The 24,784-nt window shown below is 69.6% G+C and carries 26 protein-coding genes; 16 read left to right on the top strand and 10 right to left on the bottom strand.

The window, feature by feature from the left end:
* Position 1: 1 nt before the first annotated feature.
* Positions 2 to 1,024 carry a hypothetical protein gene (locus ACZ6W9_RS12325; protein WP_389955940.1) on the top strand — a complete coding sequence of 341 codons (1,023 nt, stop codon included), beginning with the start codon at positions 2 to 4 and terminating at the stop codon, positions 1,022 to 1,024.
* A gap of 151 nt (positions 1,025 to 1,175) precedes the next feature.
* Here ACZ6W9_RS12325 and ACZ6W9_RS12330 read toward each other — a convergent pair whose 3' ends face one another.
* Together ACZ6W9_RS12330 and ACZ6W9_RS12335 are read right to left on the bottom strand one after the other, a co-directional pair.
* Positions 1,176 to 1,553 carry a hypothetical protein gene (locus ACZ6W9_RS12330; RefSeq protein ID WP_389955937.1) on the bottom strand — a complete coding sequence of 126 codons (378 nt, stop codon included), beginning with the start codon at positions 1,551 to 1,553 and terminating at the stop codon, positions 1,176 to 1,178.
* Positions 1,554 to 1,646: 93 nt separating this feature from the next.
* Positions 1,647 to 2,009: a cupin domain-containing protein gene (locus ACZ6W9_RS12335; protein WP_389955935.1), complete on the bottom strand. Its 363-nt coding sequence runs from the start codon at positions 2,007 to 2,009 to the stop codon at positions 1,647 to 1,649.
* Positions 2,010 to 2,195: 186 nt separating this feature from the next.
* Here ACZ6W9_RS12335 and ACZ6W9_RS12340 point away from each other — a divergent pair, with 186 nt between their 5' ends.
* The 3 genes from ACZ6W9_RS12340 to ACZ6W9_RS12350 all read left to right on the top strand — a co-directional run bounded on the left by ACZ6W9_RS12340 (position 2,196) and on the right by ACZ6W9_RS12350 (position 3,930).
* A complete protein-coding gene (locus ACZ6W9_RS12340; RefSeq protein WP_389955932.1) occupies positions 2,196 to 2,672 on the top strand; it encodes a peroxiredoxin in 477 nt (158 codons plus the stop codon).
* Positions 2,673 to 2,721: 49 nt separating this feature from the next.
* Entirely contained in the window at positions 2,722 to 3,459 is a 738-nt protein-coding gene (locus ACZ6W9_RS12345; RefSeq protein ID WP_389955929.1) for a MerR family DNA-binding transcriptional regulator, read from the top strand.
* A gap of 168 nt (positions 3,460 to 3,627) precedes the next feature.
* Entirely contained in the window at positions 3,628 to 3,930 is a 303-nt protein-coding gene (locus ACZ6W9_RS12350) for a putative quinol monooxygenase (RefSeq protein WP_389955927.1), read from the top strand.
* On the opposite strand, the gene ACZ6W9_RS12355 is transcribed toward ACZ6W9_RS12350, so the two are convergent.
* Complete coding sequence (locus ACZ6W9_RS12355) at positions 3,890 to 4,465, bottom strand: GntR family transcriptional regulator (protein ID WP_470117693.1); 576 nt, start codon at positions 4,463 to 4,465, stop codon at positions 3,890 to 3,892. The two genes, ACZ6W9_RS12350 and ACZ6W9_RS12355, sit on opposite strands and share 41 nt — an antisense overlap.
* A gap of 236 nt (positions 4,466 to 4,701) precedes the next feature.
* Positions 4,702 to 5,193 carry a GntR family transcriptional regulator gene (locus ACZ6W9_RS12360; RefSeq protein WP_389955921.1) on the bottom strand — a complete coding sequence of 164 codons (492 nt, stop codon included), beginning with the start codon at positions 5,191 to 5,193 and terminating at the stop codon, positions 4,702 to 4,704.
* Between the two features lie 133 nt (positions 5,194 to 5,326).
* Here ACZ6W9_RS12360 and ACZ6W9_RS12365 point away from each other — a divergent pair, with 133 nt between their 5' ends.
* The gene (locus ACZ6W9_RS12365) at positions 5,327 to 5,614 is read left to right on the top strand and encodes a hypothetical protein (RefSeq protein ID WP_389955919.1); all 288 of its coding nucleotides are present in this window, start codon (positions 5,327 to 5,329) and stop codon (positions 5,612 to 5,614) included.
* Positions 5,615 to 6,039: 425 nt separating this feature from the next.
* Here the strand turns inward: ACZ6W9_RS12365 and ACZ6W9_RS12370 are convergent, their stop codons facing one another.
* Both ACZ6W9_RS12370 and ACZ6W9_RS12375 read right to left on the bottom strand, forming a co-directional pair.
* On the bottom strand, positions 6,040 to 6,708 hold the full coding sequence (locus tag ACZ6W9_RS12370) for a JAB domain-containing protein (protein ID WP_362928197.1): 669 nt from the start codon (positions 6,706 to 6,708) through the stop codon (positions 6,040 to 6,042).
* 181 nt (positions 6,709 to 6,889) lie between these two features.
* Positions 6,890 to 7,699, bottom strand: a complete 810-nt coding sequence (locus tag ACZ6W9_RS12375; protein ID WP_470117695.1) for a GntR family transcriptional regulator — start codon at positions 7,697 to 7,699, stop codon at positions 6,890 to 6,892.
* A 544-nt stretch (positions 7,700 to 8,243) separates the two neighbouring features.
* On the opposite strand from ACZ6W9_RS12375, the gene dapA reads away from it, so the two are divergent.
* Together dapA and ACZ6W9_RS12385 are read left to right on the top strand one after the other, a co-directional pair.
* Positions 8,244 to 9,167 (top strand): 4-hydroxy-tetrahydrodipicolinate synthase, encoded by a 924-nt coding sequence (gene dapA, locus ACZ6W9_RS12380; protein ID WP_470117697.1) that lies wholly within the window; start codon positions 8,244 to 8,246, stop codon positions 9,165 to 9,167.
* A 147-nt stretch (positions 9,168 to 9,314) separates the two neighbouring features.
* The gene (locus tag ACZ6W9_RS12385; RefSeq protein WP_389955912.1) at positions 9,315 to 11,000 is read left to right on the top strand and encodes a ribonuclease J; all 1,686 of its coding nucleotides are present in this window, start codon (positions 9,315 to 9,317) and stop codon (positions 10,998 to 11,000) included.
* 110 nt (positions 11,001 to 11,110) lie between these two features.
* On the opposite strand, the gene ACZ6W9_RS12390 is transcribed toward ACZ6W9_RS12385, so the two are convergent.
* Both ACZ6W9_RS12390 and ACZ6W9_RS12395 read right to left on the bottom strand, forming a co-directional pair.
* Positions 11,111 to 11,488, bottom strand: coding sequence for a MerR family transcriptional regulator (locus ACZ6W9_RS12390; protein ID WP_189244885.1), 378 nt, complete (start codon positions 11,486 to 11,488; stop codon positions 11,111 to 11,113).
* 51 nt (positions 11,489 to 11,539) lie between these two features.
* Positions 11,540 to 12,562, bottom strand: a complete 1,023-nt coding sequence (locus ACZ6W9_RS12395) for an MDR family NADP-dependent oxidoreductase (RefSeq protein WP_389955909.1) — start codon at positions 12,560 to 12,562, stop codon at positions 11,540 to 11,542.
* A 190-nt stretch (positions 12,563 to 12,752) separates the two neighbouring features.
* Between ACZ6W9_RS12395 and kduI the strand changes: the two genes are divergently transcribed.
* From kduI to ACZ6W9_RS12415, 4 genes are all read left to right on the top strand, one after another.
* The gene (gene kduI, locus ACZ6W9_RS12400) at positions 12,753 to 13,565 is read left to right on the top strand and encodes a 5-dehydro-4-deoxy-D-glucuronate isomerase (RefSeq protein ID WP_470117700.1); all 813 of its coding nucleotides are present in this window, start codon (positions 12,753 to 12,755) and stop codon (positions 13,563 to 13,565) included.
* Entirely contained in the window at positions 13,565 to 14,302 is a 738-nt protein-coding gene (locus ACZ6W9_RS12405; protein WP_389955903.1) for an SDR family oxidoreductase, read from the top strand. The genes kduI and ACZ6W9_RS12405 overlap by 1 nt, the downstream gene beginning before the upstream one ends.
* A 16-nt stretch (positions 14,303 to 14,318) precedes the next feature.
* A complete protein-coding gene (locus ACZ6W9_RS12410; protein WP_470117703.1) occupies positions 14,319 to 15,083 on the top strand; it encodes an IclR family transcriptional regulator in 765 nt (254 codons plus the stop codon).
* 170 nt (positions 15,084 to 15,253) lie between these two features.
* A complete protein-coding gene (locus tag ACZ6W9_RS12415) occupies positions 15,254 to 15,439 on the top strand; it encodes a tautomerase family protein (RefSeq protein ID WP_362928215.1) in 186 nt (61 codons plus the stop codon).
* A gap of 141 nt (positions 15,440 to 15,580) precedes the next feature.
* Here ACZ6W9_RS12415 and ACZ6W9_RS12420 read toward each other — a convergent pair whose 3' ends face one another.
* Positions 15,581 to 17,080, bottom strand: a complete 1,500-nt coding sequence (locus tag ACZ6W9_RS12420) for a sodium:solute symporter family protein (RefSeq protein WP_389955896.1) — start codon at positions 17,078 to 17,080, stop codon at positions 15,581 to 15,583.
* A 206-nt stretch (positions 17,081 to 17,286) separates the two neighbouring features.
* On the opposite strand from ACZ6W9_RS12420, the gene ACZ6W9_RS12425 reads away from it, so the two are divergent.
* The 3 genes from ACZ6W9_RS12425 to ACZ6W9_RS12435 all read left to right on the top strand — a co-directional run bounded on the left by ACZ6W9_RS12425 (position 17,287) and on the right by ACZ6W9_RS12435 (position 21,876).
* The gene (locus tag ACZ6W9_RS12425) at positions 17,287 to 18,252 is read left to right on the top strand and encodes a pectate lyase (protein ID WP_470117706.1); all 966 of its coding nucleotides are present in this window, start codon (positions 17,287 to 17,289) and stop codon (positions 18,250 to 18,252) included.
* A 40-nt stretch (positions 18,253 to 18,292) separates the two neighbouring features.
* Positions 18,293 to 19,795, top strand: a complete 1,503-nt coding sequence (locus tag ACZ6W9_RS12430; RefSeq protein ID WP_470117708.1) for a recombinase family protein — start codon at positions 18,293 to 18,295, stop codon at positions 19,793 to 19,795.
* Positions 19,796 to 20,460: 665 nt separating this feature from the next.
* Complete coding sequence (locus ACZ6W9_RS12435; RefSeq protein ID WP_470117709.1) at positions 20,461 to 21,876, top strand: replication initiator; 1,416 nt, start codon at positions 20,461 to 20,463, stop codon at positions 21,874 to 21,876.
* Here the strand turns inward: ACZ6W9_RS12435 and ACZ6W9_RS12440 are convergent.
* Positions 21,860 to 23,095, bottom strand: a complete 1,236-nt coding sequence (locus ACZ6W9_RS12440; protein WP_470117711.1) for a helix-turn-helix transcriptional regulator — start codon at positions 23,093 to 23,095, stop codon at positions 21,860 to 21,862. The two genes, ACZ6W9_RS12435 and ACZ6W9_RS12440, sit on opposite strands and share 17 nt — an antisense overlap.
* Before the next feature lie 256 nt (positions 23,096 to 23,351).
* Here ACZ6W9_RS12440 and ACZ6W9_RS12445 point away from each other — a divergent pair, with 256 nt between their 5' ends.
* Together ACZ6W9_RS12445 and ACZ6W9_RS12450 are read left to right on the top strand one after the other, a co-directional pair.
* Positions 23,352 to 23,813: an ATP-binding protein gene (locus ACZ6W9_RS12445; protein ID WP_470117713.1), complete on the top strand. Its 462-nt coding sequence runs from the start codon at positions 23,352 to 23,354 to the stop codon at positions 23,811 to 23,813.
* Positions 23,814 to 24,462: 649 nt separating this feature from the next.
* On the top strand, positions 24,463 to 24,762 hold the full coding sequence (locus tag ACZ6W9_RS12450) for a pectate lyase (RefSeq protein ID WP_470117714.1): 300 nt from the start codon (positions 24,463 to 24,465) through the stop codon (positions 24,760 to 24,762).
* The last annotated feature ends 22 nt before the right edge of the window (positions 24,763 to 24,784 follow it).

The following is a 24,784-nucleotide window of genomic DNA, read 5'->3' on the forward strand; positions in this document are numbered from 1 at the left end:
CATGGCGGACCTGACGGTTCCCGAGGGTGGGTTCTGGCCCGCCCCCGCGGTTCCCCAACCGAACATCTACCCGATGGAATGGCGGGTGGAGACCGAAAAGCTGGCGGCCATCTACGAGAAGTCCAAGCGCATGGTCTGGAACCCCGCCGACCTGCCCTGGGACGACCTCGACCCGGCCGCCTTCACGACCGAGCAGCGTCTCGGGATCATGTACTGGTTCTCCGTGCTGGCCAACTTCGACGCCTCCGGCCCGGCGGTCTTCGCCCGCGCCACCATCCAGGCGTTCGAGAAGCACGAGGAGGACCCGGTCCGCAAGTGCTTCTTCTCGATCACCCGTGACGAGATGAACCACGAGGAGTGCTGCCAGCGCACCATCGCCAGGCTCTGGCCGGGCGGCCCGCTCGACTGGACCCCCGTCACCGACCTGGAGAAGGCCGCCCACAACAACATCGGCTGGCTCTACCACAACGGCGGCCGCTACTGGACCGGCTACAACAGCGCCGTCGGCAAGTACACCCTGCCGGTGCTGTTCACCAGCTTCATGATGGGGGAGATGGCGGCCTCCACCCTCTTCCGCGGCATGGCGAGCGGCACCCGCCACCCGGTCTTCAGCGAGATGTTCCACCGCATCGGCCGGGACGAGTCCCGCCACCTGCAGATCTGCATGACCATCCTCGACAACGAGTGGCCCGGGCTCACCGACGACACCCGCACGCTGATCACCCGGCAGCTCCGGGCGGGGTTCGTGTTCCTGTCCATGATCCTGTGGGAGCCGCCGGACGGCTTCTGGGAGCTGCCGCCGTACTTCCTGGCCAACCACCGCGTCCTGATGGACCACGCGCGCGAGGCGGGCCTGGGCGTGCTCTCCTACGAGGAGCAGGCCGACAACTGGCGGGTGGCGATGGCCAAGATCCGGGCCATCGTGCAGCGCTGGGGCATCGAGTTCCCCGCGATCCCCGAGCTCGACATCGACGGCGTCGAGGTCGGCTTCCTCGACCCGGACGACATCATCCCGGTGTTCTGACCGGACATCCGCCATCGGGCGCCCGGCGCGTTACGGTCCCCTCCGTCGGGATTTGCGGTTATGCCGGTATCGAGGGTGATACATGCTCTCCGCGGAAGAGCGGGGCCGTGCTCCCCGCCGGAGGGTGGCGGGCGAGCGGGACCGGGGGACGTCAGCCGCTGACGCCTTCGAGCCTGCCGACGACGCGGGCGAGGAGATCGCGGATCTCGACCTGCCCGGCCTTCAGCTCGGCGATGTCACCGACCGCGCGGTTGAGCTTCAGCTCCATGGCGGTCTGGCCCTTCTTGATGGACGTGATGTCGCTCCGCATCTCCTTCTGCTCGTCCTTGATGGAGACGATGTCGCTTCGCATCTTCTTCTGCTCGTCCTTGATGGACGTGATGTCGCTTCGCATCTTCTTCTGCTCGTCCTTGATGGAGACGATGTCGGATCTGATCGCTGTGATGTCACCCCTGATCTCGGTGATGTCGGATCTGATCTCTTTGATGTCGGTCTCCACCGCGGAGACGCGTTCCTCGACGTACGGCATGCGGTCAGGATAGAGCGGACAGGTCCGTCCACGTGCGGAAACGGCACGAAGTCGCGGGCGGGTCCGCAGGGCGTCCGCGGCCATCGGAAGTCCTCAGGCGACGGCATAGCCGGGGACGGACGGCCAGCGCACGGTCAGCACCACCGACTCCTCCTCTGCGTACCAGGAGTGGTCCACGCCATGCCCCCACACCACGTAGTCACCCCGCTCGGACAGCACCACGCTGCGTCCCGGCAGCTCCACCCGGAACCGCCCGCTGATCAGCACCAGCAGCGCGGTGCGCTTCTCGCCCCGCACCCACTCCGCCCGCTCGTCGCCGCGCGGGTGCACGCCCCACTTGATCTCCACGTCCTCGCTGTGCCGTACGTCGCCGACCGGCTTGAAGTGCCCGAGCAGCCAGCCGCGGTCACCGGGGGCGTCCACGCCGGCATTGCCCACGTACACGTTCTCCGTCATGGGCGGCGACGCTAGCACGCCGCCCCGCCGGGGCGGCCGCGGCCGCCGTACGGTGGGGAGATCCGTACGGCCGGCCGCGGGGGCCCTGTCCCACGAGCCGTCGCCCCCTCCACAATGGGGGCCGGAGCACCGGCCGCCGCCCCACCCGGGACGGGACGGGATGCCGGCGCGAGGGAAGGACATGGCATGAGCGGTGGGCCCGCGGTCGGAGACGTGGTCGAGGACTTCGAACTCCCCGACGAGACCGGTACGGCGCGGCGGCTCAGCGACCTGCTGGAGAAGGGGCCGGTGGTGCTGTTCTTCTACCCGGCGGCCATGACCTCCGGCTGCACGGCCGAGAGCTGCCACTTCCGCGACCTGGCCGGTGACTTCGCCGCGCTGGGGGCCCATCCGGTCGGGATCAGCCGCGACGGCGTTGCCCGGCAGAAGAGGTTCACCGACACCTACGAGCTGGGCTTCCCCCTACTGTCCGATCCTGACGGCGTCGTCGCCCGCGCGCTGGGCGCCCGCCGCGCCTTCGCGGCCGGGCCGTTCCTGACCCGCCGGATGACCTTCGTCATCGACACGGACCGCCGCGTGCTGGAGGTCGTGCACAGCGAGACGAACATGCGCGCCCACGCCGACCGCGCCCTGGCGGCCCTGAGGTCACGCGCTGGCGCGTGACCGCCGTCGGCTTGACCTTGTCGTAAGGTCAGCGGCTTCACTGGCGGTCATGATGATGCAGATAAGCGAACTCGCCCGGCTCGCCGACGTCACGACGCGGACCATCCGCCACTACCACCGGATCGGCCTGCTGCCCGAGCCCTCGCGCACCCCCGGCGGCTACCGCGAGTACGGCCTCGGCGCGTTGAGCCGCCTGCTGCAGATCCGCAGGCTCACCTCCCTGGGCCTGAGCCTGAGCGAGGTCGCCGACGCGCTGGACGACGCCGGGGCGGCGGACATGCGCGAGGTGCTGACCGAGCTGGACGCCGAGCTGGCCGCCCGCGAGACGGTGATCAAGGACCGCCGCGCCGTGATCGCGCGTCTCCTCGAACACGGGCACGACCCGACCCTGCCCGCCGAGCTCGCCGCGGCCGTCCAGACGCTCGACCTGGCGCGCCCGGACATCGACGCCCTCAGGGCGGCGGCCGCCGCGCTGCCCGAGTTCGACGCCGAGTCCTACCTCGCGGGCATGCGCGATGACTCGCCGCAGCGCGCCTGGGGGGAGAGACTGGGCGCCCTCGCCGGCGTCGGCGCCGACGACCCGCGCGTGGAGGAGATCGCCCGCGAGCTGTACGCGATGCTGCCCGGCCTGCTGCCCGCGGACGCCCCCGCCGAGCCGACCGCCGCGATGGCGGCCAACGCGCGGTTCGGTCAGCTCATGCTGGCCGACCTGGGTGCCGGTCAGCGACGCGCCCTGGAACTGCTGGTCGAGTACGGCAGGGCGGAACCCGGGAAGTGGGAGCGGTGAGAGCGGCGTCGTTCCGCGAGTTTTATGACTGCGGGCACGGCCATGACCCGGCGGAGACGGTCGCGGGTTTATGTGTGACGGTCCCGGAAGGTCGGGCGGTGTAGCCGTGGCCCCATCTCGGAGAAGCTCAGAGGCGAAGGACCTTCGCCGGAACGAGCGGGAGGCGAGATGGTCACCCTGGGATTGCTCACCCTGCTGGAAGTCAAGCCGGGCAAGGAGGAGGCGGCGGAGAGCTTCCTGACCGAGGCACTCCAGCTCGTCGAGAAGGAGCCGGGGACCACGGACTGGTTCGCCATGCGCCTGGGCTCCACCCTGTACGCGATCTTCGGCGCGTTCCCCGACGAGGAGGCCCGCACCGCCCACATGTCGGGCGAGCTGATCCGGGCACTGTCGGAGCAGGCCCCGGACCTCTTCGAGAAGGCCCCGGCGATCAACCCGTTCGACGTCGTCGCCGCCAAGTCGCCGGGATAGCTCGGAGAGCGCGGCGCTCGGGGGCCCGGAGGCTCCGGGGCTCAGCGCCCGGCCGCCGCGCCGGGCCACTTCTCCTCGGGGAGACATAGCTTCCGCGCTGCGGCACGGTGTAGATCCATCCCTGTTCGCGGAGGAGGGCGACGGCCCGGCGGGCAGTTTCCCGAGCCACGTCGTACTCCTGGGTCAGGGTCATCTCACTGGGGATGGGGCGACGTGGCCGGATGGCTCCGCTGCGGATGCGTTCGATCACGTCTTCCGCGATCTGCCGGTACATCGGCGTCTTACTTGGTTGCCTGACTCCAATGCCGGGCGGCCCCACGAATGTGCCTTCCCCCTGGAGGGCGTAGACCAGCCCTTCCTCGCGCAGCAGTCGTAATGCTCGCCTGGCGGTCGTCCTGGCGACGCCGAACTCCCTCTTGATGTCGGCCTCGCTGGCGACATGCTCTCCGGGAGACAACCTTTCGGCGGAGATCCGCTTCCGGATGATTTCGGCGATCTGGAGGTAGAGGTGGGTGTCCCCGTCATGGTCGAGCACATCCGGAAGATATATGGCGGCGCGCTGTCCGGCTGGTCATGTGGTGAAAACGCTTGGTTCCGGCCCACCCATGCGGCCCGAAGATGATCGCCAGGCCGCGAAACGTTCCCGCGGGTCTCATCGCGCGGACGTCGACCCGATCACGACCCGGGAGGTCGTCCCGGTGTCTGTCCTGGCGGGCACTGGAGAGGGCATGCGCCGGTTACGGCGGGTCGCCCCTCGTAACCCGGTATGTCTCACGGGTTTCGCGTCGTGTCGGGCCACTTCTCCTTGGAGGAGACGTACGTTCCTCGATGTGACACGGTGAAGACCCATCCCTGCTCGCGGAGGTAGGCCACGGCGTTCCGAACGGTGGCCTTGGCGACGTCGTACTGGGCCATGAGCGTCTTCTCGCTGGGGATGGCGCGGTTCGGTGGGAAGTCACCCCGCCGGATGCGTTCGGCGACTTCTTCGGCTATTCGCTGGTAACGGGGCGTCTTGCGGGGCGCACGCGGTACGTCGGGCTCGCCGACGAAGGTGCCCTCGCCCTGGACCGTGTAGACGAGTCCCTGCTCACGCAGTTCCCGGGCGACTCGGCGCGCGGTCGTGCGGGCGATGCCGTACTCGCTTTCCAGCTCCGCCTCGCTGGGCATGGCCTCGCCGGGGGTGATGTCCCCGATGGTGATCCGATCGCGGATCGCCTCGGCGATCTGCTTGTAGATCGGTATGGGGCCGTCTCGATCAAGCACGATCAAATGCTAGACCAACAAGCACGTATACCCACAAATCAGACGTCTATTCGCCGTGGAAGATACGTGCAAGTAGACCTGGATGGACGAGAGGACCTATAGTCACAGGGTGGCCGGACGGAAGCTTTGGGTGATGGCGAGTCAGGAGCGGCACCACAGCGTTCACATGGGCCCTCTCTGGCCTGAGCACGGGCTGGTCGGCTGGCGGCCGGAGCGGCCGAGGACCTCGCGGGTGCGGGTGAAGGAGCACACCTGCGACTGCCAGGCCACGTTCTACGAGCTGTGTCAGGCGGGAGGGCTGATGTTCGTACGGCGGACGGAGCGGCGGAACGGCGTGACGATCGTCCACGAGTCACCGTGGGAGATCGCGAGCCGGACGCAGGAGCTCTGGCGCCGCCTGCTGACCGGCGCCGCGCGGTGACGGCGGAAAGTCGCGCGGTGACGGCAGAAAAGCGTGCCCGGCGGCGGGATGTGCAGGGGTGCCCCGCCGCCGGGCATACCGACCACCCGTCTCTTGGGGGGCCATGGCGCCTGAGACGGGAGGCGGTCCCGCATCGGTGGAGGGCCGATGCGGGACCACAAGGATCCCCGGCGGGCGACCCCATGCCGCCCGCCGGGCCCCGGTCGTCCGGCGAGCCGCTTCCCACGTTCCATCGGCTCGCCGGGGCCGGTCCTGTTCCGCGGGTTCCCGCCGTGGTGAGGATCGGTCGGGCGTCTCCTCACAACGGTGTGAGGAGACGCCTGGCCGGCCACGGCGGGGGAGGGGTCCGCGGACGGGGCCGGGGCGGGGCGCCGTGCCGTCCGGGTGGCACGGCGCCCTCACCCCGAACCGCATCGGAGAGACCGTCAGAACGCGCCGTCGAGGCCGACACGGCGCCAGGCGGCGTCGGTGACGATCACGTGGTCCAGGAAGCGGAGGCCGACGGTCTCGGCCGCCTCGTGCAGGCGCGCGGTGAGCTCCAGGTCGTCGGGGCTGGCGTCGAGGGAGCCGCCGGGGTGGTTGTGGGCGAGGCCGAAGGAGACGCCGCCGGAGGTCAGGACCGTGCTGACGATCTCGCGGACGGACACCGGGACGTGGTCTCCACCGCCCTCGCTGACGACCGCCCGGCGGGTCACCGCGCCCCCGGCGTCACAGACCACGACGACCACGCGCTCACGGCCGAGGCCGCGCAGCAGCGGGGCGGCGACCGAGGCGAGGTCTCCCGAGCAGGTGATCCGCCGCCGTTCCGGCTCCGACTGCGCCTGGCGCACCAGGTGGAAGGCGGCGATCACCCGGGCGGCCTTGGCGGGGCCGATGCCGGGGACGGACATCAGGCGGTGGGCGTCGGAGCGGGCCAGACCGCGCAGGTCGCCGCAGTGCGCGATCAGATGGGAGGCGAGCTCCACCGCGTTGGTGCCCCGGCTCCCCGAGCCGATCAGCAGCGCGAGAAGCTCCCGGTCGGCCAGCGCGGTCGCGCCGTTCGACAGGAGCCGCTCGCGGGGCTGGTCGCTGGGGGGCATGTCCTTGACGCGCACGCGAGGCACCTCCGGCTCGGGAAACCAGGTCGGTTGTACCAGGGGCCGCCGACATTCCGGCGCGGTCGCGGTGAGGATCACGGAAGCCGCGGGATCCCGCGGCCCCACCGCGTCGGGAGCCCGGTTTCGGCGTACGGGATCACGCGACGGCCCGTACGCCCGTACGGCCCGCGGAGCGAACCTAGGACTGGACCGGGTGGGTGTAGATCAGGCGGAAGCGGTCGCCCGGGATGACGATGTCGCTGGTCTCGACCGGGCGGTCGCCGGCCCAGTGGGTGCGCTCCACGTGCAGGACGTGGACGCCCGCGGGCAGGGCGAGCGTGTCGCTCTCGGCGGGCTGGGGAACGCGCGTGCGGACCTGCTCCACTATCTCGGTGACCTTGATGCCGAGGGCGGCGAGGCGGGCGGCCGGTCCGCGGTGATGCTCGTCGGGACCGGGCCCGAAGCCGGGACCGAGGCCGGGAACGGGACCGGAGCCGGGACCGGAGCCGGGACCGGAGCCGAGGCCGGGACCCGGAACGGGTTCGCCGAGCCCGGCGGGCTCGTAGGAGGTGGAGAGCTGGATCGGCCTGCCGTCGCCGCGGAAGACGTAGTGGGTGCGGGTCACCGGGGCGTAGCCGCCCAGGCGCAGCCGCTGGGCGATGTCGGGGGTGGCCGTGGCCGGCTCGGACCGGCGGTCGCAGGTGACGCGCACGTCGTCGGGGCCGGCGTCGGCGGCGAAGGGGACGTGATGGTCGTGGAGGCGCCAGCGGTGCAGGGGCAGCAGTACCGGCTGTGCCCGCACGTAGTGGCCGGAGCCGACGCGGCCGACGATCAGGCCCTCGGCTGCGAGCACGCGCAGCGCGTGCCGGGCGGCGGTCTCGCCCACGCCGTACTTGCGGGTGAGCTGGGCGCGGGAGGGGACGGGCGCGCCGGGGAGCAGGGAGCCGTCGACGATCTGACGGCGGATGTCGGCGACGACGCGCAGGTAGACAGGATCGGAGGTTGCCACGATGTCCATCCCAGGGGTCGGCGGGCGTCGCCTCATCCTGTCGCATCCGCGACGACACGGAGGGTGATCGCCGCTGTTTGGAGCCCCAACTTTGCCCACGCCGAAAGCGCCAGAAAATATCTCAGAGACCGTGTAACGCCCGGGTAAGCGGCCCCGATTCAACGGAAGAGACCGTCGATGTGTGTACCCCCGAGCACATATCGGCGGTCTCTCGCTTGCCCGGTGAGCATCGGCGCCCGGTCGTCGGCCCCGTATGGCATTTTTTGCTTGTTTTTGGCAGCAAGAGTTGAGAAACCGGGTGGGTATGGCCTCTCCTGACCGCCGCCCCGGAGAGGCGTCGAGTAGTGTGGGGTGTGCCCCGGGAGCCGAGGGGGAAGACGGCCCGGGAACGGGAACGGCCCGCTCCGGCGGTCGCCGCGCCCGTGCCCGTCGCCTGCGGCGGGGCGCCGTGGGCAGATCCGTCCTCACCGGCCCGTCCTCGCGAGTAGCGCGGACGGGGTGGCGGGGTCAACCGTTTTGAGGGAGTCCGGGTACCGTTCGGTCTATGACAGCGCCGACGACAACCTCCGACGCGCCCTTCGGGCGCATGCTGACCGCGATGGTCACGCCGTTCGCCGAGGACGGCTCGGTCGACTACGAAGGGGTCCGGCGCCTGGCCGCCTATCTGGTGGACGAGCAGCGCAACGACGGTCTCGTCGTGAGCGGCACCACGGGTGAGTCGCCCACGACCTCCGACGAGGAGAAGGAGCGTCTCCTGCGCGCCGTCGTCGAGACGGTCGGCGACCGCGCCGTGGTCGTCGCCGGAGCGGGCAGCAACGACACCCGTCACAGCGTCGAGCTGGCCAGGGCCGCCGAGCGGGCGGGGGCGCACGGCCTGCTGGTGGTCACCCCGTACTACAGCAAGCCGCCGCAGGAGGGGCTCTACCGCCACTTCACCGCCGTCGCCGACGCCACCGGCCTGCCGGTCATGCTGTACGACATCCCGGGACGCGCCGGCGTGCCGATCGCGACCGAGACCCTCCTGCGGCTGGCCGCCCACGAGCGGATCGTCGCGGTCAAGGACGCCAAGGCCGACCTGTTCGCCGCCTCGCAGGTGATGGCCGGGACGGACCTGGTGTTCTACTCGGGTGACGACGCGCTCAACCTGCCGTGGCTGTCGGTCGGCGCCGCGGGCTGCGTCAGCGTGGTGGGGCACGTGGTGGGCGCGGACATCGCCGCCATGATGGAGCGGTACCGCGCGGGCGACGTCTCGGGCGCGCTCGCCGTACACCGCAGGCTGCTCCCGGTCGTCTCCGGGATCATGACGCAGGCCGGTGGGGCGATCATGGCGAAGGCGGCGCTGGCCCTGCTGGGCCGCCCGGCCGGAGCCGTGCGGCCGCCTCTGGCGGAGGCCACGGAGCCGCAGCTCGCGCGGCTGCGAGAAGACTTGATCGCGGGCGGCGTGAAGCTGCCCGACGGGATCGCATGAGAAGGAAACGTGGCGGCCGCAGGTGGCCGCAGTGGGGAGGAATGGAAGTTTGAGCCTCAGAGAACGCAGAGCACACAGGGAACGCGAGGAGCGCCGGGAGCACGGCGCCCGGTCGAGGTCCGCGGCGCGCGGGGAAGGGGTGACCGGATGAGCCATCCGCACCCGGATCTCGGGACACCGCCGCCGCTCGCCGAGGGCGGGCTGCGCATCGTCGCGCTGGGCGGCCTCGGGGAGATCGGCCGCAACATGGCGGTCTTCGAGTACGACGGGCGCCTGCTGATCGTCGACTGCGGGGTGCTGTTCCCCGAGCCCGAGCAGCCCGGCATCGACCTGATCCTTCCCGACTTCGAGTACATCCGTGACCGGATGGGCGACGTCGAGGCGCTGGTGCTGACCCACGGTCACGAGGACCACATCGGCGCGGTGCCGTACCTGCTGCGCGAGCGGCGTGACATCCCGATCGTGGGGTCGAGGCTGACGCTGGCACTGGTGGAGGCCAAGCTCACCGAGCACCGCATCCAGCCGTCCAAGGTCGAGGTCGTCGAGGGCGAGCGGCACCGGTTCGGGCCGTTCGAGACCGAGTTCTTCGCGGTCAACCACTCGATCCCGGACGCGCTCGCCGTCGCGATCAGGACGCCGGCCGGACTGGTGCTGCACACCGGTGACTTCCGGATGGACCAGCTGCCGATGGACGGCCGCCTGACCGACCTGGGAGGTTTCGCCAGGCTCGGGGCCGAGGGCGTGGACCTGCTGATGTCCGACTCGACCAACGCCGAGGTGCCGGGGTTCGTCACCAGTGAGCGGGAGATCGCGCCGGTCATCGACGAGGTGATCCGCACCGCGCAGAAGCGGGTGATCGTGGCGAGCTTCGCCTCCCACGTGCACCGGGTCCAGCAGGTGATGGACGCTGCGGCCAACCACGGCCGCAAGGTCGCGCTGGTCGGCCGCTCGATGATCCGCAACATGGGCATCGCCCGGGACCTGGGCTATCTGAAGGTGCCGCCGGAGCTGATCATCGACTCCAGGGACGTCGAGGCCCTCCCGCCGGAGGACCTGGTGCTGATCTGCACCGGCTCCCAGGGTGAGCCGATGGCCGCGCTGTCGCGCATGGCCAACCGCGACCACCCGATCCGGATCGCCGAGGGCGACACCGTGCTGATGGCGTCCTCGCTGGTGCCGGGCAACGAGACCGCCGTCAACAAGGTGATCAACGGCCTGACCCGGTGGGGCGCCCGCGTGGTGCACAAGGGCAACGCGAAGGTGCACGTCTCCGGGCACGCCGCCGCCGGTGAGCTGCTGTACCTGCTCAACGTGACCCGGCCGTCCAACTTCATGCCGGTGCACGGCGAGTGGCGGCACATGCGGGCGCACGCCGAGCTGGCCGCGCTGACCGGGGTGCCGCGCGACCACATCGTGATCGCCGAGGACGGCGTCGTGGTGGACCTCGTCGACGGCCGCGCCCGGCTCGCCGGTGCGGTCTCCGCCGGGTACGTCTACGTGGACGGCACTTCCGTGGGCGACGTCACCGACTTCGCGCTGAAGGACCGGCGGATCCTGGGTGAGGAGGGCTTCGTCTCCATCGTCATCGTCGTCGACTCCGCCACCGGCAAGCTGGCCGGCGGCCCGGAGATCCACGCCCGGGGATCCGGCATCGACCCGGACGCGTTCGACGAGATCCTGCCCCAGATCGAGCGGGCGCTGGAGAGCAACGCGGCCGACGGGGTGGCCGACGCCCAGCAGATCCGCCGGGTGGTCCGCAGGACCGTCGGCCGGTGGGTGAGCGACACCTACCGCCGCCGCCCGATGATCGTCCCCGTGATCATCGAGGTCTGACGGGCCCGTTCCCGCGTTCCGGAGGGGTTCTCGCCGTACGGCGGGAACCCCTTTCCGCCGGATCGTGAGGCTGTGAGGGCACGCGGTACGAGGGCATGCCGCCGAAGGGGCTACGGGGCCACGGTGTCCTGGACGCCGGTCCGGGTGGCGAGCCGCTCGCGCAGCCGGGTCAGGCGGGCGATCTCCTCGTCGAGCGCCGCGAGCCGGCGCCCGACGACCCCCCTGCCCTCGGCGCACCCGGGGGCGTCGTACGGCGGGTCGTCGCCCTCCAGGAGGTGGAGGCGATCGGCTCGGCTCCGCACGTCCTCGACGGTCAGCCCGAGGGACAGCAGCTCGCGGACGATCCGTATCCGGGCCACCTCGCGGGGGCCGTACTCCCGCTGCCCGGACGCCGTGCGCGGCGGCGGGGGCAGCAGCCCCCGCTGCTCGTAGAAGCGCAGCGCGCGCGGGGTGGTCCCCGCCGCGGCCGCCGCGTCGCCGATCCTCATCAGCCCTCCGGCACCCGGGTCCTCGTGTTCCGCGGCCCCGACCGGCGGAGCCTAGAGCTCCACGATAACGGTGCCGAGGTGGCGGCCGTGGAACACATCGTGCAGCGCCCGCGGGGCGTTCTCGATGCCGCGGACCCGCACGTGCGGGAAGGTGAGATCGCCGGAGCGCAGCCAGCCGCCGAAGCGCTCGTTCCATCGTGAGAGTTCATCGGGGCCGTCCGCGCCGCCGAAGCCGCGGATCGTGACCTGCCTGAGGATGAGCCGGTAGGAGTCCAGCCCGACCGGCGCCTCGGTGCCGGAACCGTGCGGCGACAGCTGGCCGGACAGCGCTCCGACCAGGACGAACCGCGCCCCGGGCCGGGCCGCCGCCACCGCGGCCCGCAGCTGCTCGCCGCCGACGTTGTCCAGCAGCACGTCGACGCCGTCGGGCGCGACCCGCGCGAGCTGCTCGCCGATCGGGCCCGCGCCGCGGACCACGGCCGCGTCGTAACCGAGCTCGGAGACCAGCCGCCCGGCCTTCTCCGGTGAACCGGTGCTGCCGATCACCCGGCCAGCGCCGAGCAGCCGGGCGATCTGCCCGGCCATCGAGCCGACCGCCCCGCCGCCGCCCGAGACGAAGACCGTGTCGCCGGGCCGGATCTCGGCGTCCCTGGTCAGCGCGGTGTAGGCCAGCCGGCCATGCGCCAGGTGGGCGGCCGGATCGGGCAGGGAACCGTCCAGCGGGGTGCAGTCTGTGACGTCCACGGCCGCGTACTCGCGCCACCCGAGCCAGTGCGAGACCAGGTCGCCGGGGCGCAGCCCGCTGCCCCCGGGGGCCGAGACGACCTCGCCGACGGCCGCCCCGAACAGGGTGTCGCCGGGGCGCAGCGGCGGGAACGGCGCACCGTCCACGCCCCCGCCGATGAGGGTGCGCAGCGCGGCGAACACGTGGAAGAAGCGGTTCCTGACCAGGACCTGGCCGTCCCCGGGTGTCGGCAGCGGGGTCTCGGCGATCTCGAAGTGCTCCGGTCCCGGCAGGCCGTCGGGCAGGGTGGTCAGCCGGACTTCGCGGGAGACGCGCGGCGGAGTGGGCATGCGATGTTCCTCTGTGGAGTGGGGGAATGCGGGAGGCCGGGGGGTGTGCGGCGTCGCGACGTTAACCCCTGACCCGCGCGTCAGGGGCAAGCCCGCCAGGGGCTGCGCCGTACGCTCGACATGTTCTATGTAACAGGCTTTAATTCCATGTAATAGAACAAATCTGATCAACAGAGAACATGGAGGGTCGATGGAGGTACGGCACGCCACGGCGCCCGACCAGATCCCCGGCGCGACCACCGAATGGCTGCGCCGCCGCTTCCTGGCCGAGCAGCTCTTCGTGCCCGGAGAGGTCCGCCTGGTCCACTCGCACCACGACCGCATCGTCGTCGGCGGCGCGCTGCCCGGTGACGGGCCGCTGGAGCTGCCCTGCCCCGACGGGCTGCGGGCCGGATACTTCCTGGAGCGCCGTGAACTGGGCGTGGTCAACGTGGGCGAGGCGGGCACGGTGACGGTGGACGGCACGCCGTACGGGCTGGCCGCGAAGGAGTGCCTGTACGCCGGGATGGGGACGCGGGAGGTGACGTTCGAGGGAGGTCCGTTCTATCTCGTCTCCACCCCCGCGCACGCCTCCCTCCCCACGGCGAAGGCCACCCTGGAGGACGCCGAGCCCGTACGGCTGGGCGCTCCCGAGGGTTCCAACGAGCGCACGATCTACAAGTACGTCCACGCCAAGGGCATCCGGAGCTGCCAGCTCGTGCTCGGCGTGACCGTGCTCGCGCCCGGCAGCATGTGGAACACCATGCCCTGCCACACCCATGAGCGCAGGACCGAGGTCTACCTCTACTTCGACCTGCCCGCCGACCAGCGGGTGATCCACCTGATGGGACGCCCCGACGAGACCCGCAGCCTCGTGGTCGCCGACCGCCAGGCGGTGATCTCGCCGCCCTGGTCGGTGCACTGCGGATTCGGCACGCACAGCTACTCCTTCGTCTGGGCGATGGGCGGGGAGAACCAGGCGTACGACGACGTGGAGCAGGTCGCGATCGGCGAGATGCGCTGATGTTCTCGCTGGAGGGCAGGACCGCGCTCGTCACCGGCGCCCGGACCGGGATCGGCCGGGCGGTCGCGGTGGGCCTGGCCGCCGCCGGCGCCGACCTGGTGCTGCACGGGCGCGACGACGACCTGGACGAGGTCGAGGCCGAGGTCCGCGAAACCGGTCGCCGGGCGACGCGCTGGATCCTCGACCTGTCCGACCCCGGGCGGATCCCGGCGGCGGCCGAACGTCTCGGTCCGGTCGACGTGCTGGTCAACAACGCCGGGATCATCCGCCGGGCTCCGGCGGACCGGCACTCCTACGCCGACTTCCGTGACGTGCTCGACGTCAACCTCGACGCGGTCTTCCTGCTCAGCCGGGCGGTCGGCGCGGGGATGCTGGCCCGGCGCTCGGGGAAGATCATCATGATCGCCTCGATGCTGTCGTTCCAGGGCGGCGTCAACGTCCCCGGCTACACGGCGTCCAAGCACGCCGTCGCCGGGCTGACCCGGGCGCTGGCCTGCGAGTGGGCCGCCTCCGGCGTGCAGGTCAACGCGATCGCCCCCGGCTACATCGCGACGGAGAACACCCGGCGGCTGCGCGAGGACCCGGTGCGGGAGGCCGAGATCGCCGGGCGCATCCCGGCGGGCCGCTGGGGTACGCCGGAGGATCTCGTGGGCGCCGCGGTCTTCCTCGCCTCCTCCGCGTCCGACTACGTCAACGGCCATCTGCTGGCGGTGGACGGGGGCTGGTTGGCACGCTGACCAGTAGGCTCGCAGCGTGGTCAGGGAAGGCAGTTCTATTGACAAGGCGCTGGCGGTGCTGGAGGCGATCGCCGAGCACCACCGCGTGACCGACATCGCCGCGGTGACGGGTGTGTCGAAGTCGACGGTCCACCGGATCCTCCAGTCGCTCGTCGAATGGGGCTTCGCGCGGTCCGACGGTTCCGGGGGCTACGAGCCGGGCCCCCGGATCCTCACCCTGGCCGGCCGGGTCATGAACCGCTTCGACCCGGCCCGCCAGGCGTCCGGGGCGCTGCGGGCGCTGCACGAGCGCACCGGCTACACCACGCACTTCGCCGTCCGCAACGGGGACGAGGCGGTCTACGTCGACAAGCTGGAGGGCCGCCGGCCGTACCAGATGCCCTCGCGGATCGGCATGAGCCTGTTCCTGCACTGCACCGCCATCGGCAAGGCCGTCCTGGCGCAGCTCCCCGAGGAGGAGGTCCGGGAGATCTGCGCCCGCGCGGGGCTGCCGGGGCGGACGCCCCGCACCCTGGTGACCGCGGACGACCTGCTGGCCCACCTCGCGGTGGTTCGCGCCCGCGGGTACGCCCTGGACGACGAGGAGAACCTCCCCGGCGTGCTGTGCGTCGGCGCCCCGGTCTTCGACCACACGGGCCGGGTGCTCGGCGGCATCTCCATCTCCGCCCTCGCGATGGACCTCGGCCGCGAGGAGGTCGAGCGGCTCGCCCCCGAGGTGATGAGCGCCGCCCGGGAGGTCTCGCAGGCGCTCGGCGCCCCCGACCCTCTCCGGGCCGGCTGACCGCTTCCCCGCTTCCTGCTCCGCGCGGCCGGACCCCGTCCCGGCGGGTGCGTCTCACCGGTCTCCGTCCCGCCGGTACGGCGGTGCGGTGTGCTCCCACGACTCCATCTTGTTTCATGTAGCGGGATATGTTCTCATGTAACGAAATAACTGTGGAGTGGAGGTTCAGCATGCCGAACATCACCGTCGAACTGCTCTCCGGCCGTACCCTCGACCAGCGCAGGGAATTCGTCAGTGCGGTGACCCGGTCCGCCGTGGACATCCTCAAGGTCCGCCCGGAGGCGGTGCGCATCGTCTTCACGGAGATCGAGAAGTCCGACGTCGCCAACGGCGGTGTCCTGGAGTCCGACAGGTAGGCACGGACGGGGGCCCGCCGCCGCCCGGACGCGCCGGACGGCGGCGGGCCCCTCCCTTCCGCGTGGCGGCCCGTCCGGCCTCCGGCGCCGGACCGGTCCGGCCGGTTCCCGGGGCGGGGGAGGGCCCCTCCCGGGTCGCGGTCAGACGCCCGCGGCGGCCGTCCGCTCCGGTTCGGTGTCGTCGCCCAGGGAGTCGACCAGGGCGTCGCGGTCGGCCCGGTTCTCCGGCTTCAGCAGTCCGACCGCCACGTAGAGGACCAGCGAGGTGACCAGCGGCACCCCGACCACCATCGCGGTGTCCTTGGACTCGACCACCCACTTGACGTACGCCCAGACGCCCAGGCCCGCCGCCCAGGAGACGATCGCCGCGGTGGGGCCGCTCCGCCTGAACCAGGGGAGCATGCCCAGCATCAGCGGGATGGAGATCGGCCCCATCGTGGCCGCGACCAGGTCCACGACGATCTTCAGCACCACGCCCTCGCCCTGGGTCGCGATCGCGATCGTCATGCTGATCAGCACGAAGGTGAACGTGGTCACCCGGGCGAAGGTCAGCTCGGCCCGCGCCGACAGGTCGCGCACCCTGCGGACGATCGCCGGGGCGATGTCCCTGGTGATCACGGAGGAGATCACGTTGGCGTCGGAGGCGACCATGGCCATGGTGTGGGAGAAGAAGCCGGCGAGCACCAGGCCGATCACGCCCTGCGGCAGCAGGGTCTGGGCCAGCCGTACGTAGGCCTCCTCGGGGTTGGCCAGGCCCGGCACGATGAGGGGCGCCGCGAACATCGGGACGAACAGCACCAGCGGCCAGACGAGCCACAGCGCGCTGGACAGCAGCGCCGACCGCCTGGCCGCCGAGCCCGAGGGCGAGGCCATGTAGCGCTGGGCCAGGTTCCACATGCCGCCGTTGTACTCGAAGGTCTTGATGAACAGCAGGGCGAGGAAGAACGTCGTGGTGTACGGCCCGGCGAACGGGTCGCCGTGTCCCGGGGGCAGTTTGTCCCACATCGTCCACAGGGTCGACACGCCGTCCAGGTGGCTCATGATCGCGACGAACATGGCGACACCCGCGAAGCCCTGGATGACGAACTGCCCGAAGTCGGTCAGCACGTCGGCCCACAGGCCGCCGGCGGTGATGTAGACGAGGGTGACGACGCCGGTGATCGTGATGCCCCAGAAGATCGGCATCCCGGTGAAGCCCCGGAGCAGGATGGCGATCGCCACCCACTTGGCCGCGATGTCGACGACCTTCAGCAGCGCGCCGCTGTAGGCGAGGACCTGCTGGGTGGGCAGGTCGTAACGACGGGCGAGGTACTCCAGCGGCGAGACGACGCCGTGTCTGGAGCGCAGCCGGTTCCATCTGGCCGCCCACAGGAACGCGCCGATGCCGACGCCGATGCCGATCGTCAGCGCCCACCAGACGTACATGGCCAGGCCGTAGGCGTAGGCCACCGCGGCGAACGCCACGAACATGACCGCGCTGTAGCCCGACATGTGGTGGGAGATGCCGGACAGCCACCAGGGGATCCGGCCTCCGGCGGTGAAGAAGTCGATCACGTTTCTGATCCGGCTCCTCGACCACACGCCGATGCCCACCATGACCAGGAAGTACGCGCCCAGAACGGACCAGTCGAGTGCGGACATGAAGTCTCCTCCCAACGCCTCGTTGGTGAGGATGTTCTGCTACATGAAACATCATGTCAATACATAGGACGGAATGCGCTTTCCTTTGGTCCCAAAGATCGGCCGGTTCCGACTGTTCCATTTCACGGGAAGTCGTCCTATCTTGTGAAACTACCTTCAGCCCACCTGACAGGCTCGCGAGAGCCAGGCTCACAAGGGAGACGATCGTGTCGACGAAAAGCAGGCTGCGGGCCTGCGTCACGGCGGGTGCCGCGGCGCTGCTCGCGGCCGGCGCGGTGGTGGGGTTGCAACTCCCCGCCTCCGCCGCGCCGGCCTCCGGGTCCTACACGCTGGTGAACTCCGCAAGCGGCCTCTGCCTCGACGTGACGGGCGCCTCGACGTCCGACGGCGCGGCGCTGACCCAGTCCTCGTGCAACGGGGCCGCCAGTCAGACCTGGCAGCTCTCCTCCGCCTCCGGCGGCCAGAAGCTGGTCGCCTCGCACAGCGGCAGGTGCGCCGGCATCCAGGACGCCAGCACCTCGGCGGGCAAACTCGTTCTTCAGCAGGGATGCTCGGGAAGCGCTTTCCAAAGCTGGGACCTGACCGCCGGCGGCTCGAACTACCGGGTCGTCAACATCGGCAGCGCCAAGTGCCTCAACGCCGAGGGGAGCACGGTCAAGCAGAACTCCTGCGACTCGGCGGCGAGCAAGCAGTGGACCCTCAAGGCCGCCGGCTCCGGCCCCGGCCCCACCCCCACGGCGACCCCCACCACCGGCCCGACGACCCCGCCGCCGTCCGGCTCCTGGCCGTCGCCGAACGGCCAGCAGGCCGTCGGCTCCACCATCAACGTCAGCGGTTCGATGGACGGCGGCATGAAGCGCTACTACGGCACCGGCGCCCTCGGCACCGACGGGCAGAGTGAGAGCCAGGACCCGATCTTCAAGCTGGCCGACGGCGCCACCCTGCAGAACGTGATCCTCGGCGCGCCCGCGGCCGACGGCATCCACTGCACGGGCACCTGCACGCTCAGGAACGTCTGGTGGGAGGACGTCGGCGAGGACGCCGCCACCTTCAAGGGCACCTCCGCCTCCCAGACGATGACCATCGACGGCGGCGGCGCCAGGTCCGCCACCGACAAGGTCTTCCAGCACAACGGCCCCGGCACGATGTACATCAAGAACTTCCGGGTGTAGAACTTCTGCCGGGGTTATTCTTTCCCGCAGGAGGCAAAGAGTGTCTGATGAGCTGGTGCCCGTAGTCGCCTACGCTCGTGCGAGCCTTGACCTGGCGAAGGACGCGCACACCGTCAAGGAACAACACCGGATGAACCAGCAAACCGCCGCTCGGCATGGGTGGCGGATCGTGCATTCTTACACGGACAACGATCGCTCGGCGGTCAAAGAGGGAGTAGTCCGCGAGGATTTCGAGGCGATGCTCAAGGCTCTTCGGGCGGGCTCGCTGCCGGACGGAACCGCTGTGATGGGCGTCGTGGTGACGGCGGATGACCGCCTTGCCCGGAAGACGAGCGACTACGAACGTTTCATCGACGCTTTCACCTCCGTCCCCAACCGGGTGTTCGCCGACCTTCGCGCCACCAAACACCTGTACAGCGAAGAAGCCGAGTCGATGGGCCTCCTGGGCGCGTTGCTGTCGCGAGCGGAAGCGAAGAAGATCCGTAGACGGGCAATCGACAAGCATCGGGGCATCGCGGAGACAGGAAAGATCGCACTCACCTACCAGGCGTTCGGCTGGAACAAAGACAGGAAGACGCTCAACCCTGTCACGTCTGAGGCCGTCCGTAAGGCTGTAGAACAGGTCATCGCAGGCCGTTCTCTGAACTCCATCGTCCTGGAATGGCAGGATCGGGGTTTCTTGACGACGCGCGGGAATAAGTGGTCAACGGCTGCCCTTAAGCAACTGCTTCTTAATCCTCGTATATGTGGATGGCGCATGTTGCATGGTGAGCTTGTCGCGGACGCCAAGGGTGACCCTGTGGTGGGGGAGTGGGAAGCAATCGTGACCCCTGAGCAGTGGTGGGCCGTCCGCGCCATTTTCGAGCAGCGTCGGGGCAAGCGGGTGAACAGGAACGGGATAGTAGGTGATCTGCCCGATGACTACCGGGAACATCGTTACCTTCTGACCGGTATTCTGCGCTGTGGTAAGTCTCTGGCGGACGGTGCCATGTGCATGGCGAAACTCCGCGTAGGCGTGCGTAAGAAGCTCGGGGATTATGCCTACTCATGTCCGGCCAGAAGCGAGGGAGGGTGCGGCGGCCTCGCTCGAAAGGGTGACGTGGTGGACATGTACGTTTCGGAAGCGGTTATCTCCAAGCTCGAAGAAGGATCGCTGAAAGCCCCGAAAGCGAAGGCGTGGGAAAAGGAAGAGGAGCTTAAAGAGTTCCAGGAGCAAAAGATTGCACTTCGTCAGGCGTTTGCGGCGCGCGATATCAAGCCCGGTGACTTCTTCGCAGAGATGAAGCGTGTGGACGCGGACATAGATCGGCTCGTCAAGGAACGCCAGTTGCACGCGGCGGCCGTAGAGCGTTCTCAGGCGGACGTGACGGACATCAGGCGACGGTGGTACTCCGAGACTGACCGGGACCGCTTGGACATCTCGCAGAAGCGTGCATATATCCGGCGGGTACTGCACGCAGTCGTCGTTCTTCCATCCGGAAGGACGGGGCGTGCGCCGTTCGATCCGGACCTGCTCAATCTCGTCTGGCGCGAGGACGTTTGAGGCACCCTGCGGGCCGGTGGGAGCTGGTGCCCTTACCTTGAGGTGACGGCTCCCTTTCTTTCACCTGTGTGCAGCCGTATGCGGTCGGACGCCATTGAACGCCAGCGAACGTCACCGGACGCCAGCGGACGTCCATGAACAGGCGGCGGCCAGGAACTTTCAGCTCGCTTCATTCGTTGTGTCGGTGGTAGAACGGATGATGTCCCGGCCACCGAACATGACGGCAGAAGAACAGCGGGAACTCGCCCTCATAAAGGCGCAAAACAAAAAACAAACAACGCGACGCATTCCAGTCTTGGGCGGCAAAAAAATGACCTCCGGACGGCTTCCGGCTAATAAACTCTCTCCGCCCGCATTCTAAGCTCTCGTCGCAAATACACTCCAAAACATCTCTCGCTGAAAGCGCCATCGCCCTTCAGGCTTCCTCTTGGCCTGCCGGGCGGCGGTGCTTTGTCATCTCCCGGTCATGGTGGCGGCCTTCGTGCGAGGAAGGGAGTCACGCTGCGCCCACCGACAGCGCATGCCCAGGAGTGGGGTAAGCGCCAAGCCGCCCAAGCGCCCAAGTGGTCAGACGAGACATGGAGAGAGATCGCCGTACTGCTCGGCGTGGAGGCAGATACCTCCCGCGGGAGATCCGGCGTAGACGACAGCGGGACGGAAGCGGCATGACCGAGTTTCCGTCCCTGCCCCCTGACATGGTCGCGGCTGCTCACCGCGCGGCCATGCCCGACTTCGCCCGCTGGCAACAGATGGTGCGCGCCACGGGCGGATGCGCTCAGCCGATCCGGTTGCAAGGCCGCCGGATCACCTTCGACTCATCTCTAGAGGTCCTCGACGTCTACCGGACCGCTGACGAGCCGACCGGGTACCTGCTCACCGCGTGCGGCAACCGCCGTGCCTCCCGGTGCCCGGCCTGCTCGGAGGTCTACCGAGACGACACCTACCATCTGATCCTGTCCGGCCTGCGGGGCGGTAAGGGCGTGCCTGATGAGGTGAGCACACGTCCGCGTGTGTTCGCCACCTTCACCGCCCCTTCGTTCGGGGCGGTGCACGCTCACCGCCGCAACGGCGACAAGACCTTGCCCTGTCGTCCTCGGCGTGGCCGTCCCGAATGCCCGCACGGCAATCCCGAAGGGTGCGGCAGACGACACGAGTCCGATGATCCACAGGTGGGTCAACCGCTGTGCGTGGACTGTTACGACTATCCCGGCGCGGTGCTGTGGAACGCTCACGCGGGTGAGCTGTGGCGGCGCTTGAGTCAGGCTCTCCCGGCGGTGCTGGCTCGCCTGCGGGGCATCTCGCGCGCCGAACTACGGCGGCGGGTACGGGTGTCGTTCGCCAAGGTCGCCGAGTACCAGGCGCGCGGCCTGGTCCACTTCCACGCGGTGATCCGGCTGGATGGTCCGGACGGGCCGGATACTCCTCCGCCGGACTGGGCCACCGTGACACTCCTTGATGAAGCCATCCGGCAAGCGGCGCACGACGTCGCCGTTGCGGTGCCGTCCCTCGACGGCGGGACTCCCGTGGTGCTCGGCTGGGGGACGCAAGTAGATGTACGGCCGGTGTACGTCTCGGCGGACGTGGGGGTCAGTGATCAGCGGGTGGCGTCCTACGTGGCCAAGTACGCCACCAAGGGGGCGGAGTCGGCTGGAACGGTAGACCGTCCGATCCGCAACGAACGGGATGTGTGGCGGCTGGATGTCACCGAGCACGCCCGGCAGATGATCTGTACCTGTTTCGCGCTGGCCGATCTGCCCCAATGCCAAGAGCTTCGCCTCCGGCAGTGGGCTCACATGCTCGGTTATCGGGGCCACTTCTCGACCAAGAGCCGTCGCTACTCGACCACGCTCGGCACGCTGCGGCAGGCTCGGGCCGACCATCAAGCGCGGGAGTCCCGGCGACGGAGGGGCCTGCCCGATCCCGGCGAGAAACAGACGGTCACGGTCGGGGAGTGGCGCTACGCCGGAAGCGGCTACAGACACGGGGAACACCTATGGGCCGAACTCGCCCGGCAACGCATCGCCACCGCTCGCCGGATCGCCCGTGAACGCGAGCCGGAGAGCCCTACTGAGGACCGATGAGTTCTCGATACGCCTCGCGTAGCTCTACGGCCTCGGGCACACGGTGAGCTTCGACGGCGCTGATCACCTCTCGTGCCCTCCAATAGTTGGATGGCACGAGAGAGCCGCTCGTCATGGCGGCGAGAGTGACCTGTCCGGCTTCGTCGGGCTTATCGGCTGCGATGAGGGCCAGCGCCAGATCCAGACGCGCGGATACCGCCCGTCGCGGGCGGGGCGGCCCACCGGCGACCGTCTCCAGGTGTCCGAGCACCTGCCGGGCGTATGACTCGGCGGCCGGGTCTCCGAGCCATGACAGGGTGGTCGCGACGTAGGCGTCCCGCTTGGTGGGGTCGTAGCGGTAGTGGTGCTCGGGGCTGTCGGGCATCGGCAGGGGGGAGACGAGCCGGTCGACTCGGGCAAGCGCGTCCCTCGTCTCCGGTCCGGCGCCCAGACGCGCCCATACCCGGCCCTCCTGCGCGGTCGCCTGGATGTAGGCGGAGCTTCCGCGCGGTGCGACGGTCTGCGCACCCTGGGACAGCGTCAAAGCACGGCGGTAGTCGCCGGTGGTGACCGCTCGCCATGCCTCCGTCTCCAGGCACCACGCTGCGATCTCGGGGTGCTCGGCGTGTTTCGCCATCTGGGAGGCCGTCTGAAGCCACGTCGTGGCGGTCCTGAACTGGCGAAGGTCGATGTGGCAGGTGGCGGCGAGCAATGACAGCCAGCCGCCGACCGTGAGCAGGCGGCGATGCTCGTTGATCGTCTTCTTCGCGTCGAAAAGGTGTGAGACGTAGGCCAGGTGCTCGCGTACCCGGTTCAGCAGTTCGGCCGGTGGCGTCCCCGGATAGGCCGTCGCGAGATCGTCGACGGCTGATTCCATCCGGTCGAGCGTCTCGCCTCCTACGTCGCTGGCGGCGACGCGGCGGGCCAGCTCCAGGGCTTCGATCTCGTCCCCACCGAGGTAGGTACTGCCGGAAGGCGCGCTGTCGGGGTCGTCGCCGAACAGTTCGGACTCGTCCATGCCGAACACCCGGCAGTAGAGCACCCGGTAGGGGTCCTTGGGCTGATGCCTGCCCGCTTCCCAGTCCTTGATCATGCGGATCACAGATTCACGCTCGGGGAACCGGGCTCGGGTACGGCCGTCAGCGGCGTCGGCGAGTCGCTTCGCCATCTCTCGCTGCGTCCACAGCTTGTCCCGTCGCTCGGCGCGTAACCGTATGGCCCAGGCTGGAACGTCGTCCATCGCATGTACCTCGGGGGACTCGGAGGGTCCGACTGTCTCCCCCAGTCTCCCCTACTCACACTGCCTGTGGGAGGGGACTCGGGGATGTCATGGGAGGACCGCACAAAGCGGGACCCGCAGGCGCGGACACGCCGTACGGGTCCCTTGACCGCACGCTGGAGGTGCGATCCGTGGATCACTCTAAAGCCATGTCGCCGGGTGGGGCGACACCGGCTGACCAGGCGCAACCGGCCCCCCTTCGCAAGGCGGCGGGGCGGTGAGCCGGGAAGCCGTCTATGAGGCGTTCGAAGCGATGCTCAAGCGCTGGAACGGGCTGCGCTTCCTCGATCATCGGGACTTCTACGGGGTGCCGCAGTCGGCGGCGGACGCGCGTCACTGGGTGCGGAAATTGCTGAGCGCACACGTCACGGCCTCGGCGGAGGTTCTGGAGACGGTGGAGCTGCTGGTGAGCGAGGTCGTCACGAACGCGATTCTTCACAGCGACTCGGGTCACCCTGACGGGATCATCACGGTCGGCGTCGGTCTGGGAGACGGCCTGGTCCATGTCGAGGTGATCGACAAGGGCTCACCCGTCAACGTCCCCGCGATGCGTCCCGCCGACAGTGACAGCCTCGGCGGGCGGGGGCTGGCGTGGGTGGACTTCCTGTCCAGTGCATGGGGCACCGACTACGACCCGGAGATAGGCCGCGCGGTCTGGGTGCAGCTCACCTACCGCTGATCTCCCTTGAAGCCGGTGCGGCGGTGCGGCCTTCCCCCGTAGTCCGTGCCGCCGCACCTGACCCGCGATGACCGTGACCACCTTGGACCCGTGTCATTCGATGGCAACCCGACCCGGAGCGCAGTGCCGCCAGGCGCGAGCACCGGAAGCGGGGCGGCAGCCCTGTCTTGTCCATAGATTCGGTGTGGCTGATGAACGCACAGAGCGGAGACGGCCGGCGCAATGCCGAAGGCACCCCGGAGGGGCCGCGTAGCGGTTGGGCCGGCGGTCGCAGCGGCGGCAGCGCGCACCAGCGGCGGCGGGTGCGGTTCGGTACGGCGGGCGCTCGGTGCGGCGGGCGGCGGGGTCTGCCCGCCCCCGCCGGGCGGGCGCGGGCCGGGACCGGCCCCCAGGCCGCATGCCCGGTCCCGATGTCCGCGCGGCGGGGGCGGGCACGCCCCGCCGTGCGGCGGCGCGAAGCGCTGCCGCCTTGATCGTGTAATGAAACTCCTCGCCGATCGGTAGCTGTCGCCGCTCTTGATCATGGCTGGCGAGCCTGGCAGGTAGAAGGGTTTCGGCATTCGCACAGGTCAGACCGTCATCGCTCGTTGCTCTCCTAAGTGCTTCGACGTGAGACGCATCTGGAGAAGAGTTGCCTCAACCAAAGTTCTTGGTCGAGAACTTCGGCAAGCTCTACCGCTCCTGCGGCAACTGCTCCAAGCAGTACCAGCGCAACGTGGTCATCTCCAACGTGGTGGCGACGACCCCGGGCAAGGTGATCGCCGGCATCAACACCAACTACGGCGACACCGCCCGGTTCTCCTCGATCCGCATCGTCAACGACTCCAGCCGCAAGGTCGTGATCTGCGACAAGTACAAGGGCGTGACCAGCGGTGAGCCGAGCCACATCGGCAGCGGCGCCGACGGGGTGAACTGCCTCTACTCCTCCTCCGACATCTCCTACTCCTGATCCCCTCCGGCGCCGGGCGGAC

The sequence above is a fragment of the Streptosporangium sp. NPDC053982 genome (assembly GCF_055585205.1).